13 protein-coding genes and 1 riboswitch are annotated in these 12154 nt (G+C 61.4%); all 13 genes read left to right on the top strand.

Translation table 11 applies throughout. From position 1 onward, the window contains the following. Positions 1-18: 18 nt before the first annotated feature. The 13 genes from ybeY (at position 19) to ACXYMO_RS14860 (ending at position 11987) form a co-directional block, all read left to right on the top strand. Entirely contained in the window at positions 19-525 is a 507-nt protein-coding gene (gene ybeY, locus ACXYMO_RS14920) for an rRNA maturation RNase YbeY (protein ID WP_458879526.1), read from the top strand. Between the two features lie 23 nt (positions 526-548). Then, positions 549-1451: a hemolysin family protein gene (locus ACXYMO_RS14915; RefSeq protein ID WP_458879525.1), complete on the top strand. Its 903-nt coding sequence runs from the start codon at positions 549-551 to the stop codon at positions 1449-1451. Continuing rightward, a complete protein-coding gene (gene lnt / locus ACXYMO_RS14910; RefSeq protein WP_458879524.1) occupies positions 1448-2965 on the top strand; it encodes an apolipoprotein N-acyltransferase in 1518 nt (505 codons plus the stop codon). Before ACXYMO_RS14915 ends, lnt begins: the two co-directional genes overlap by 4 nt. Positions 2966-2996: 31 nt before the next feature. After that, a riboswitch (SAM-SAH riboswitch) is annotated at positions 2997-3046 on the top strand. A gap of 5 nt (positions 3047-3051) precedes the next feature. Beyond that, positions 3052-4233, top strand: coding sequence for a methionine adenosyltransferase (gene metK, locus ACXYMO_RS14905; protein ID WP_458879523.1), 1182 nt, complete (start codon positions 3052-3054; stop codon positions 4231-4233). 154 nt (positions 4234-4387) lie between these two features. Then, a complete protein-coding gene (trmB, locus tag ACXYMO_RS14900; RefSeq protein ID WP_458879522.1) occupies positions 4388-5092 on the top strand; it encodes a tRNA (guanosine(46)-N7)-methyltransferase TrmB in 705 nt (234 codons plus the stop codon). A 67-nt stretch (positions 5093-5159) separates the two neighbouring features. Then, positions 5160-6506 carry a 3-phosphoshikimate 1-carboxyvinyltransferase gene (gene aroA, locus ACXYMO_RS14895; protein WP_458879521.1) on the top strand — a complete coding sequence of 449 codons (1347 nt, stop codon included), beginning with the start codon at positions 5160-5162 and terminating at the stop codon, positions 6504-6506. Further along, complete coding sequence (locus ACXYMO_RS14890) at positions 6503-7009, top strand: hypothetical protein (protein ID WP_458879520.1); 507 nt, start codon at positions 6503-6505, stop codon at positions 7007-7009. Before aroA ends, ACXYMO_RS14890 begins: the two co-directional genes overlap by 4 nt. Positions 7010-7102: 93 nt before the next feature. Next, positions 7103-7720: a (d)CMP kinase gene (cmk, locus tag ACXYMO_RS14885; RefSeq protein WP_458879519.1), complete on the top strand. Its 618-nt coding sequence runs from the start codon at positions 7103-7105 to the stop codon at positions 7718-7720. A gap of 245 nt (positions 7721-7965) precedes the next feature. Next, positions 7966-9645 carry a 30S ribosomal protein S1 gene (gene rpsA, locus ACXYMO_RS14880; RefSeq protein ID WP_458879518.1) on the top strand — a complete coding sequence of 560 codons (1680 nt, stop codon included), beginning with the start codon at positions 7966-7968 and terminating at the stop codon, positions 9643-9645. Between the two features lie 408 nt (positions 9646-10053). Beyond that, a complete protein-coding gene (ihfB, locus tag ACXYMO_RS14875; RefSeq protein ID WP_458879517.1) occupies positions 10054-10335 on the top strand; it encodes an integration host factor subunit beta in 282 nt (93 codons plus the stop codon). A 4-nt stretch (positions 10336-10339) separates the two neighbouring features. After that, positions 10340-10690, top strand: coding sequence for a lipopolysaccharide assembly protein LapA domain-containing protein (locus ACXYMO_RS14870; RefSeq protein ID WP_458879516.1), 351 nt, complete (start codon positions 10340-10342; stop codon positions 10688-10690). Positions 10691-10697: 7 nt separating this feature from the next. Beyond that, positions 10698-11342: a phosphoribosylanthranilate isomerase gene (locus ACXYMO_RS14865; RefSeq protein WP_458879515.1), complete on the top strand. Its 645-nt coding sequence runs from the start codon at positions 10698-10700 to the stop codon at positions 11340-11342. Between the two features lie 153 nt (positions 11343-11495). Next, positions 11496-11987, top strand: a complete 492-nt coding sequence (locus ACXYMO_RS14860) for a fasciclin domain-containing protein (protein ID WP_458879514.1) — start codon at positions 11496-11498, stop codon at positions 11985-11987. The last annotated feature ends 167 nt before the right edge of the window (positions 11988-12154 follow it).

Here is a 12154-nt window from a genome sequence, read left to right as displayed (position 1 = left end):
ACAGCAGGGGCGCGCGCGATGCCGGTTGAATTGGTGATCGAGGACGATCGCTGGTCCGATCTGGGACTGCAGGACATTGCCGATCGGTCCGCGCGGGCGACGCTGGATCATCTGGGCGTGGGTGACGCCGATTTCGTTCTTCTGGCCTGTGACGATGCGCGCATCGCCGTGCTGAACGAGGATTTTCGCGAAAAACCGCAAGCGACAAATGTTCTGAGCTGGCCCGCCGCCGAGCTGGCCGCGCGATCTCCGGGCGGGCGCCCTGAAAAACCCAGTCCCGATTTTGATGGCGAACTGGCGCTGGGCGATATTGCGATTGCCTATGATACCTGCGCGCGTGAGGCGTCGGAAGCGGGAAAACCGATGCGCGATCACGTGACGCATCTGGTCATTCATGGTCTGTTACATCTGCTGGGATACGATCATGTACGTGACGCGGATGCCACGTTGATGGAGGGACTTGAGGTTGCCATACTTGGCAATCTGGGGGTGGATAACCCATATACAGATTCAGACGGGCCCTGAGCGGCCTTTTTCGGACAGGAATTATGGGCGACACAGACGACAGTTCTAACGCAGCGCAACGCGCGCTTTCGCAGGGGGAACCAAGCGAAAATCAGGTGGAGAAACCCGAAGAAAGGTCCGGTTTGCTGGGCCGGTTGTTCGGGGCTTTGTCGCCCGCCGATGAAACCGAAGACAGCGCCGACGTTGTTCAGCCCGCCAGTTTCGAACCATCGCGCGGGATGATCAATCTGCGCCGGATGCGGGTCGAGGATGTGGCGATTCCGACGGCTGAGATTGTCGCGGTCCCCAGTACAATAACCAAGGATGAACTGGTCACCGTGTTCCGCGAAAGCGGATTGACGCGGATCCCGGTCTATGACGGAACGCTGGACACGCCGTTGGGCTTTGCCCACCTCAAGGACTTTGCCCTGATTCACGGGTTCAACGGCAATGCTGCAGAATTCGATCTGGAAACGATGCTGCGCCCGCTGTTGTTCGTGCCGCCGTCGATGCCGATTGGCGTGCTTTTGGCCAAGATGCAGACCGAGCGGCGCCACATGGCCCTGGTGATCGACGAATACGGCGGCGTGGACGGTCTTTTGACCATCGAGGATCTGATCGAACAGGTTGTGGGTGAAATTGCCGACGAACATGACACCGACGAGGATCAGACTTGGGTCAAGGAAAAGCCGGGCTGTTATATCGTTCTGGCCAAGACCCCGCTGGATGAATTCGAGGCCGAGATCGGCCAGTCCCTGACCGAGCACGAGGAAGTGGACGAAGAGGAAATCGACACGCTGGGTGGTCTTGTCTTCATGCTGTCGGGGCGTGTCCCGAATCGGGGCGAAGTGGTTCAGCATCCCGACGGTCCCGAATTCGAAGTAATCGATGCCGATCCGCGGCGGATCAAACGGATGCGCGTGCGGTTGCCGGAACCGACTGAATGACACCATGGGCATTCTGGCCGCTGTGGGTGCGTATGGCGCTGGCCGCCGGTCTGGGCGCCGCGGCGGCAGCGGGCCTGCAACCCATCGGCCTGTGGTCGGCCACCGTGGTGGCCCTGATGGTCGTGCCTTTGCTGCTGGGGGCGGCGGGATCGTCGCGTCAGGCCGCCCTGACCGGTTGGGCCTTGGGCGTCGGGTATTTTGCACATGGTCTGGCCTGGATTATCGAGCCTTTTCAGGTCGACGCCGCGCGCCACGGTTGGATGGCGCCTTTTGCCCTGATTATTCTGTCCAGCGGATTGGCCTTGTTCTGGGCTGCAGCCTTTTGGGGCGCACGGGTCCTTGGGCGCACCCCGAAGTCGCGCATCCTTGCCCTGGTGGCGACCTTGTCACTGGCCGAGCTTGCCCGCGCCTATGTGCTGACCGGATTTCCGTGGAACGGCTTGTCGCAGGTCTGGATCGATACGGATGCGGCGCTTTTGCTGGCCTTGGTGGGGCCGCATGGCCTGACCATGTTGATGCTGCTGGCCTGTCTGCCGATCGGGCTGGTCATGGTGCCCAGCACGCGACCGGCCGCGACCGTGGCCGCGATCTTGCCCGCATTGGCGCTTATGGGGGCGGTTGCCGGACTTGGGGCGCCGGCACGAAATCCGGTGATGACCGGGTCCGTCGTGCGGCTTGTACAACCGAATGCGCCGCAGCATCAGAAATGGGATTCAGAATACATCGCCATGTTCTTTGACCGGCTGGTGTCCTTCACATCCGATGGCCCGCGCCCGGATCTTGTGGTCTGGCCGGAAACGGCGCTGACCAACTGGCTGCATAATTCAGGGCCCGCATTGGAGGTCATTTCCGAGGCGGCGGGCGGGGCCGAGGTTGCGCTGGGCATTCTGCGCTGGGACGATATCGGACGCTATAACACGATGATCCGCCTGGATGCACGGGGCCGTTTGGCGGGCACCTATGACAAGCATCACCTGGTGCCGTTCGGCGAATATATTCCCGTGAGCAACCTGGCGTCAGCCTTCGGGTTGAGCGGCCTGGCCGCGCAACTGGGCGAAGGTTACAGCGCGGGACCTGGCCCCGAGGTCATGGATTTCGGCGCGATCGGGCGCGCGGTACCGCTGATCTGCTACGAGGCGGTTTTCCCGCAGGACGTGGGCGGCACACCCGAGCGCGCCACCTTCCTGTTGCAGATCACCAATGACGCCTGGTTCGGCCGGAACTCGGGCCCCTATCAGCACCTGGCACAGGCCCGCATGCGCGCGATCGAACAGGGGCTGCCGATGGTGCGCGCGGCCAATACGGGCGTCTCGGCCATGATCGACCCCTGGGGCCGTATCACCCATGCCGTGCCCCTGGGCGAGGCGGGATATGTCGACGCCCCATTGCCTGCGCCGCTTGCGGCCACCATATATGCCCGAACCGGCGATTGGCCGGCCTTTGCCGCGATACTGGCGCTGATCTTGGGCCTTTGGGGGTACAAGGCCGTCAAAAATCGCATCAAGACCGATTGACCCGGATCGCAAGCCCGCGTAACCGGACCTGACTACATCACAACGGCTTCCTGGCGTGATGGTTAATATTTGAATGGAGCAGCTTCATGGCCCGTAAGAACTATATTTTCACCTCGGAATCCGTTTCCGAGGGTCACCCCGACAAGGTGTGCGACCGCATTTCCGACGCGGTTCTGGACGCTTTTCTGTCAGAAGAGGCCGAAGCACGCGTTGCAGCGGAAACTTTTGCCACGACAAACCGCGTCATCATCGGCGGTGAAGTGGGGCTGTCCGATCAGGACAAGCTGCACGATTACATGGACCGGATCGAGGATATCGCCCGCGCCTGTATCAAGGACATCGGATACGAGCAGGACAAATTCCATCACGCGACCTGCGAAATCACCAACCTGCTGCACGAACAGTCAGCGCATATCGCGCAGGGCGTCGATGCGTCGGGCGACAAGGACGAAGGCGCGGGCGATCAGGGGATCATGTTCGGCTATGCCACGACCGAAACTCCGCAGCTGATGCCGGCCCCGATCCAGTACAGCCACGCGATTCTGCGCCGTCTTGCCGAAGTTCGCAAAGACGGGACCGAACCCGCACTGGGCCCGGATGCGAAAAGCCAGCTGTCCGTGATCTATGAAGATGGCAAACCGGTCGGCGTCAGTTCGGTCGTGCTCTCGACACAGCATCTGGACCACGATCTGACCAGCGACCAGATCCGCGCGATCGTTCAGCCCTATATCACCGAGGTTCTGCCCGAGGGCTGGCTGACCGAGGCGACCCAATGGCACGTGAATCCGACGGGCAAATTTGTCATCGGCGGCCCCGATGGGGATGCCGGCCTGACCGGGCGCAAGATCATCGTTGACACTTACGGCGGCGCGGCCCCGCATGGCGGCGGCGCGTTTTCGGGCAAAGACCCGACCAAGGTTGACCGTTCGGCGGCTTATGCCGCGCGCTATCTGGCGAAGAACGTCGTGGCCGCAGGCATGGCTGAACGTTGCACCATTCAGCTGTCCTATGCGATTGGCGTATCCAAGCCGCTTTCGATCTATGCCGACACCCACGGCACCGGTGACGTTGACCCGGCCGCCATCGAAAAGGCAGTGGATCAGGTCATGGACCTGACCCCGCGCGGCATCCGCCAGCATCTGCAACTGAACAAGCCGATCTATCAGCGCACCGCCGCCTATGGCCATTTTGGCCGCGAGCCGGATGCAGAAGGCGGGTTCAGCTGGGAAAAGACCGATCTGGTCGATGCGCTGAAACGCGCGGTCTGAACCAAAGCGGAAACTCTGCGGGAAAAGCCGTTGGACTGCATTTGCACTCCGGCGGCTTTTTCTATTTTGGGGTCCGTCCGGCAATCGCGCTTGAAACCGCAAAACATGCGCGACTGCTTGCAGCGGCGCGCGCCTGTCGCTACATGCTCGCGCCATGACACAGCCTGATCGCCCGCATCGCAATTTCTATGGCCGCCTCAAGGGCAAGGCCCTGAAGAAAAGCCAAAAGACCTATCTGGACGAGGATCTGGCCGCCCTGTCACCCGGGGCCGTGGATTGGGACAGCAACCCGGACCGCACGCCGCTGGATCTCGACAAGCTGTTCGGCGGCAAACCTGTCTGGCTTGAGGTCGGGTTTGGCGGGGGCGAGCATATGGTGCACCAGGCCGCCCAAAACCCCGACGTGGGGATCATCGGTGCGGAGCCATATATCAACGGTGTTGCCATGCTGCTGGGCAAGATCCGCCGCGCGGGGGTGGAAAACCTTGCCGTGCATCCGGGGGACGCGCGCGATCTGTTCGATGTGCTGCCGGACGCCAGCATTTCGCGCGCCTTTCTGCTCTATCCCGATCCCTGGCCCAAGGCGCGCCATCATCGCCGCCGCTTTGTGACGCCTGAACATCTGGACCCGTTGGCCCGCGTGCTGAAACCGGGCTCGATTTTCCGGGTGGCGACGGACATTCCAGATTACGTGCGTCAGACCCTCGATGAGGTGCCGAAAGCCGGTTTTGAATGGCTGGCCGAGGGGCCATCCGACTGGCGGGAACCGTGGGACGACTGGATTTCGACCCGCTATGAACAAAAAGCTCTGCGCGAAGGGCGCACGCCCCATTACCTGACCTTCCGCCGCTTGGGGTGATTGGCGCTGGAACGCGCTGGGGCAATTCGCTAAACCCGGTGACGAAACAGACCCAAGGAACCCGCCCATGTCCGCCCACGGCACCCCGATCCCGATGACCTCGACCCCCTGCGGCTCGCTGAGCGGCGTGGCCGAGGTGCCCGGCGACAAGTCGATCTCGCATCGTTCGCTGATCCTAGGGGCCATGGCGGTGGGAGAGACCCGTATCACCGGATTGCTTGAGGGCGAGGACGTGATCGACACGGCCAAGGCGATGCGCGCCTTTGGCGCCGAGGTGACCGATCACGGGGGCGGCGAATGGTCGGTGCACGGTGTTGGCGTCGGCGGGTTTGCCGAGCCCGATCAGGTGATCGATTGCGGCAACTCGGGCACCGGCGTGCGCCTGATCATGGGGGCAATGGCCACATCGCCCATCACCGCGACATTTACCGGTGACGCCAGCCTGAACAAGCGCCCGATGGCGCGGGTGACCGACCCTCTGTCCCTGTTCGGAACTCAGGCTGTGGGCCGCGCGGGCGGGCGTCTGCCGATGACCATTGTCGGCGCGGCCGACCCGGTTCCGGTGCGCTATACCGTTCCGGTGCCTTCGGCGCAGGTGAAATCGGCCGTGTTGCTGGCCGGGCTGAACGCGCCGGGCCAGACTGTCGTGATCGAGCAGGAAGCCACCCGTGATCATACCGAACGGATGCTGGCCGGATTCGGCGCCGAGATCAGCACCGAAGAAACCGACGAGGGCAGGGTCATCACCCTGACTGGCCGGCCCGAATTGCGGCCCCAGACAATCGCCGTTCCGCGCGATCCCTCCAGCGCCGCCTTTCCGGTCTGTGCGGCGCTGATCGTGCCCGGGTCGGACGTTCTGGTCCCCGGTATCGGGCTGAACCCGACGCGCGCGGGCCTGTTCACCACGCTGCGTGAAATGGGCGCCGATCTGACCTATGAAAACGAACGGGTCGAAGGCGGTGAACCCGTGGCTGACCTGCGCGCGCGGTTTTCGCCTGATATGAAGGGGATCGACGTCCCCCCGGAGCGCGCGGCCAGCATGATCGACGAATACCCGGTCCTGTCGGTGGTTGCCGCCAATGCCAGTGGCGTCACCATGATGCGCGGCGTCAAGGAACTGCGCGTCAAGGAAAGCGACCGGATTGATGCCATGGCCACCGGCCTGCGCGCCTGTGGCGTCGATGTGGAAGAGGGCGACGACTGGTGGTCGGTCACAGGGCACGGCCCCGGAACGGTGGCTGGCGGGGCGACCTGCGAAAGCCATCTGGACCACCGGATCGCGATGTCGTTCATGGTGCTGGGCATGGCTGCAAAAGCCCCTGTTTCGGTGGATGACGGGGCGCCAATCGCAACGTCCTTTCCGATTTTCGAACCGCTTATGGCCGCGCTGGGCGCCGGGATCGCGCGGGGATGAACAGGCTGCGCGACTGGCGGTGGGTCATCGGCCAAAGCGCGGCGCTGACATTCGGTGCGATGGTGATCGTGCTCAATTGGCAGATCGCCCCGGCGGCGGGCGACATGACCCTGCCGCAGTCCGACCTGACCGGGTATTCCGATGCCGATCTGCGCGATTTTTCTGTCGCGCTTGGTCCCGATCTTCTCGCGACTTATCGCGGTATTCTGTTGTACATGGACACGGCTTTCATCCTGTCCTTTGCCTGTTTCGTAGTTCTGATGGTCTGGCCGATGGGGCGGATCGTGGCGATCGCCCCGGCTGTCCTGTTCGCGCTGGCCGATCTGGGCGAAGATCAACTGCTGTTGCGCAGGGTGCTGTCGCCCGAGGCCATTCCGGGCGAGGTCAGCAGCCTGGCCTGGTATTTCACTGTGACGAAATCGGCATTGTTTGTGCTGTGTCTGGCCTTGGCCGCGTGGTCGTTTTGGCGTGACCGTCGTTTATCAGATCGGGCAAACGGGTGAAAACGGGCTGTTGCAGCGCGGGTTTCGCAGGTAGAACCGAAGTTCTTGAAAACGGTGCAGCCATCGGTCCGGAATGCGGGCCAAGGGGGACATTTGGCATTCACAGTTGCAGTTGACGGTCCGGCAGCGGCGGGCAAGGGAACCATCTCCAAGGCGATTGCAGCCCAATTCGGGTTCGAACACCTGGATACGGGGCTGCTGTACCGCGCCGTCGGGGCCAAGGTCCTGGAAGGTGTGCCAGCCATCGAAGCGGCGGAACAGCTGACCGGCGCGGACCTGAAGGACGAAAACCTGCGGACACCGGCCGTCGCGCAGGCCGCCAGCAAGGTGGCCGTGATCCCCGAAGTGCGTGCGGCCCTTGTGGATTTTCAGCGCGCCTTTGCGCGGCGCAGCGGTGGTGCGGTTCTGGACGGGCGGGACATCGGCACGGTCATCTGCCCCGAAGCTGAGGTGAAGCTGTACGTCACCGCCAGCGCCGAAGTGCGCGCCGAACGCAGGTTTCTGGAACTGCGGGAAAAATCCATCAACGTGACCCGCGACGCCGTTCTGCAGGATGTGCGTGAACGCGATGCCCGCGACACGGACCGGGCCCAGGCCCCGCTGAAACCTGCTTCCGATGCGGTGACTTTGGACACCAGTGAAATGACCATTGAGCAGGCGTTGCAGGCCGCTCTGAAGGCGATCGAAGACGCGCGGTCCGCAAAAGGGTGAAATGGGACGACATTATCTAGCGGCCTTTCGCCGAAAGCGGTTCAGGCCCTTGCTAAACGCTGGGGGCTGTTCTATACGCCACTTCGTTAACGCGACGGTATAGATCGCAGACAATCTGAGCAGGGCCGGGGATTTCCGCGGCCCTTCGTTTGTTTGGACCGTCGCGGCGACCAATTTGAACCCCAAAGACCGGCGGAGACAACCGCACGGCCAGTAAAACCGAAGAAAAGGAAATCTGAGACCACATGGCTCAAGACACATCGATGGAGGAATTCGAAGCCCTCCTGAACGAAAGCTTCGAAATGGACACGCCCGAAGAAGGGTCTGTTGTCAAAGGCAAAGTCATCGCGATCGAAGCGGGGCAAGCCATCATCGACGTCGGCTATAAAATGGAAGGCCGCGTTGATCTGAAAGAATTCGCAAACCCTGGTGAAGCTCCTGAAATCGCCCCCGGCGACGAAGTGGAAGTTTTCCTGCGTCAGGTCGAAAACGCGCGTGGCGAAGCCGTCATCAGCCGCGAAATGGCCCGCCGCGAAGAAGCCTGGGATCGCCTGGAAAAAGCTTACGCAGACGAAGAGCGCGTCGAAGGCGCAATCTTTGGCCGCGTCAAAGGTGGCTTTACCGTGGATCTGGGTGGCGCTGTTGCGTTCCTGCCCGGGTCGCAGGTTGACGTGCGCCCCGTGCGCGACGCCGGCCCGCTGATGGGTCTCAAGCAGCCGTTCCAGGTTCTGAAAATGGACCGTCGTCGTGGCAACATCGTTGTGTCGCGTCGCGCCATCCTGGAAGAAAGCCGCGCCGAACAGCGCGCCGAAGTCATTGGCAACCTGACCGAGGGTCAGGCCGTCGAGGGCGTGGTCAAGAACATCACCGAATACGGTGCGTTTGTTGACCTGGGCGGTGTTGACGGCCTGCTGCACGTCACCGACATGGCATGGCGCCGTGTGAACCACCCGTCCGAGATTTTGCAGATTGGTGAAACCGTCAAGGTTCAGGTCATCAAGATCAACAAGGAAACCCACCGCATTTCGCTGGGCATGAAGCAGTTGCAGGAAGATCCCTGGGATCTGGTTGCTGCCAAGTATCCGCTGGAATCGGTGCACACCGGCCGCGTGACCAACATCACCGACTACGGTGCGTTTGTTGAGCTGGAGCCGGGCGTTGAAGGTCTGGTTCACGTCTCGGAAATGTCCTGGACCAAAAAGAACGTCCACCCCGGCAAGATCGTTTCGACCAGCCAGGAAGTGGAAGTCATGGTTCTGGAAATCGACAGCGCCAAGCGTCGCGTTTCGCTGGGCCTGAAGCAGACCATGCGCAACCCATGGGAAGTGTTTGCAGAAACACACCCCGAGGGAACCGAAGTCGAAGGCGAAGTCAAGAACATCACCGAATTCGGTCTGTTCATCGGCCTCGAAGGCGACATCGACGGCATGGTTCACCTGTCGGACCTGTCCTGGGACGAGCGTGGCGAAGACGCGATCCAGAACTACCGCAAGGGCGATGTCGTTCAGGCGGTTGTCTCCGAGGTTGACGTCGAGAAAGAGCGTATCTCGCTCTCGATCAAGGCGCTGGGTGGTGACAAGTTCGCAGATGCCGTTGGCGGCGTGAAGCGTGGTTCGATCATCACGGTCGAAGTGACCGCGATCGAAGACGGTGGCATCGAGGTGGAATACGAAGGCATGAAATCCTTCATCCGCCGTAGCGACCTGTCGCGTGACCGCGCCGAACAGCGCCCCGAGCGTTTCAGTGTTGGCAACAAGGTCGACGTGCGCGTCACCAACGTCGACAGCAAGACACGTCGTCTGGGTCTGTCGATCAAGGCACGCGAAATCGCCGAAGAAAAAGAAGCCGTCGAACAGTATGGCAGCTCGGACTCGGGCGCATCGCTGGGCGACATTCTGGGCGCCGCGCTGAAAGGCGACGAATAAGCGTCACCAGAGTTTCTGGCAAAAGATCAGGCAGCCCCGGAGAAATCCGGGGCTGTTTTTGATTTCAGGGGCGCGGACTGCATTCAGGCTCGGATCCATGGGAATTTGCGCGGGGGCATTCGCGGGCACGAGGGCCCGGAACTGCCGGCACAGGGCCGGCGACCCTGGTTCGCAGCGCGCATTGAAAGCATGCGAATCAAACACATGTTATAGGGATGGGCGTGGACGACATCGGCGGTGTTTTGTCCTCAAATGGGCGAAACCGGAGGCCGCCAGCGCCTGAATCCTGCGGTGGATGCGGAAAATTCCGTTCGTAATCCGATAGTTCTGGTTTCGAAGTCGCGACAATGTTCCTATAGTCGGTGTCAGATCAGAACGCTGCAAACGACGCTTGGGAGGGGACCATCAATGATCCGGTCGGAATTGATTCAGAAAATCGCTGATGAGAATCCTCATCTGTACCAACGCGACGTCGAGCGCATCGTAAACACCGTGTTCGAAGAGGTGACCGGGGCCATGGCGCGCGGCGACCGGGTTGAACTGCGTGGGTTCGGGGCGTTCTCGGTGAAAAAGCGCGATGCGCGGGTTGGTCGCAATCCGCGGACCGGCGAAACGGTGCATGTTGAGGAAAAACATGTGCCCTTCTTCAAAACCGGCAAGTTGCTGCGGGACCGGTTGAACGGAAAGTAAACTGATGCGCTACATTCGCTATGCCTTTCTGGCGGCGCTCGCGATCGTTCTGATTTCGGTGTCGCTTGCTAATCGGGGCTTCGTCGATCTGAAACTGATGCCCGATGCGCTGGAGCAATTGCTTGGCTTCAACCTGTCGATTTCCCTGCCGCTGTTCGTCGTTGTTCTTGGCGGGATCGTTGCGGGTCTTATCATCGGTTTTGTCTGGGAATGGCTGCGCGAATACAAACATCGCCGCGAGGCGTCGGTCAAAGCGCGCGAGGTCAACAAGCTTGAGCGCGAAGTGTCCCGGCTCAAGACGGAAAAGCATCAGGGCAAGGACGAGGTTCTTGCCATTCTGGATGAGGCTGGCTGAGCCAAACATGCCAAACGGCATTCAGGTCAAATTCTGCGGGCTGTCCCGCCCCGAAGATATCGCCGCCGCAGTTGACGCGGGCGCGCGTTACGTGGGCTTTGTGTTCTTTCCGAAATCCCCCCGCAACATCAGCCTGGAACAGGCCGCCGATCTGGCGCGGCAGGTGCCAACGGGTATCTGCAAGGTTGCGCTGACGGTGGATGCTGATGATGCGTTTCTGGACCGTCTGCTGGACGAGGTGCCGCTGGATATGCTGCAACTCCACGGCCACGAAACGCCCGAGCGTGTGGCCGAGGTCAAGTCGCGCTATGGCCTGCCGGTCATGAAAGCCGTTGGCGTGGCGGACAAGGGCGACCTGCCTGAACTTGAAAAACACCTGAAAGTGGCCGATCAGATTCTGGTCGATGCCAAACCGCCAAAAGATGCCGATCTGCCTGGGGGCAACGGGCTCGCCTTTGACTGGCGTTTGATCGCGGGGCGGCGCTGGCCGGTGCCGTGGATGCTGGCCGGGGGGCTGACGCCCGAAAATGTGGCAACGGCAATCCAGATGACCGGCGCGCGGCAGGTGGACGTGTCCTCGGGCGTCGAAAGCGCACCGGGGGTCAAGGACGCGGCCAAGATGCGGGCGTTCATCGCGGCCGCCCGGCTCTGACACCGTTTACATGGCCGACGGCGGCCTACGTATCAGGGCCCTTTCGGATCACTTTTGCACGACAATTTGACCCGGGTGAAACAAAGCGGAATTTCTGATCTGGTGCGTAAACCCCTCCGTACCCCTGTTATTCAAATCACAGGAGGAAAGAACATGTTTCGTCGTAAATTTCTGGGTGTTGTCGGTGCTGCAATGGTCGCAGCTTCGGGCGTTGCGCCTGCATATGCAGCGGGCAAAGACATAGTAGACACTGCCGTGTCTGCCGGATCGTTCAACACTTTGGTCGCCGCTGTGAAAGCTGCGGGCTTGGTTGGCACGCTCAAGGGCGATGGCCCGTTCACAGTGTTCGCGCCCACGGACGAAGCGTTCGCCGCGCTGCCGGAAGGCACTGTCGAAAACCTTCTCAAGCCCGAAAACAAAGATCAGCTGATCGCAATCCTGACCTATCACGTCGTGCCGGCAAAGGTCATGTCCGGCGATATCGCCGGCAAGCGCGCCAAGGTTCTTACGGTCCAAGGCGACCGTCTGAGCGTCAACGCCCGCAATGGTGTGAAGGTTGACGGTGCCAAAGTTGTGGGCGCTGACATCGAAGCCTCAAACGGGGTCATTCACGTGATCGACAAGGTTCTGCTGCCCGGCAGCTAAGATCGAGCCGGTCCTTTGGCCCCATTTGTCCGGGGCTGTGAAACGGACTTTAATGCAAGCGTCTGCCCATCATGAACCGCATGGTGGGCGGATTTTTTTTGTGCGGACCCTTCCTGCGCCGGAATTGTCTCTGACCCAGCGCTTCAAAGTCTGCTTGGTGGCGCGGA

The sequence above is a fragment of the Arenibacterium sp. CAU 1754 genome (assembly GCF_054482635.1).
Note: the sequence above shows the minus strand (reverse complement) of the source record. Positions and strands in the feature narration are given on the sequence as shown.

Bases quoted from the DNA above. Each gene is read 5' to 3' on its own strand.
- aroA (WP_458879521.1), top strand. From the start codon at position 5,160: ATGTCCGCCCACGGCACCCCGATCCCGATGACCTCGACCCCCTGCGGC.
- ACXYMO_RS14890 (WP_458879520.1), top strand. From the start codon at position 6,503: ATGAACAGGCTGCGCGACTGGCGGTGGGTCATCGGCCAAAGCGCGGCG.
- ACXYMO_RS14860 (WP_458879514.1), top strand. From the start codon at position 11,496: ATGTTTCGTCGTAAATTTCTGGGTGTTGTCGGTGCTGCAATGGTCGCA.
- ybeY (WP_458879526.1), top strand. From the start codon at position 19: ATGCCGGTTGAATTGGTGATCGAGGACGATCGCTGGTCCGATCTGGGA.
- lnt (WP_458879524.1), top strand. From the start codon at position 1,448: ATGACACCATGGGCATTCTGGCCGCTGTGGGTGCGTATGGCGCTGGCC.
- metK (WP_458879523.1), top strand. From the start codon at position 3,052: ATGGCCCGTAAGAACTATATTTTCACCTCGGAATCCGTTTCCGAGGGT.
- trmB (WP_458879522.1), top strand. From the start codon at position 4,388: ATGACACAGCCTGATCGCCCGCATCGCAATTTCTATGGCCGCCTCAAG.
- ACXYMO_RS14865 (WP_458879515.1), top strand. From the start codon at position 10,698: ATGCCAAACGGCATTCAGGTCAAATTCTGCGGGCTGTCCCGCCCCGAA.
- ACXYMO_RS14915 (WP_458879525.1), top strand. From the start codon at position 549: ATGGGCGACACAGACGACAGTTCTAACGCAGCGCAACGCGCGCTTTCG.
- rpsA (WP_458879518.1), top strand. From the start codon at position 7,966: ATGGCTCAAGACACATCGATGGAGGAATTCGAAGCCCTCCTGAACGAA.
- ihfB (WP_458879517.1), top strand. From the start codon at position 10,054: ATGATCCGGTCGGAATTGATTCAGAAAATCGCTGATGAGAATCCTCAT.
- ACXYMO_RS14870 (WP_458879516.1), top strand. From the start codon at position 10,340: ATGCGCTACATTCGCTATGCCTTTCTGGCGGCGCTCGCGATCGTTCTG.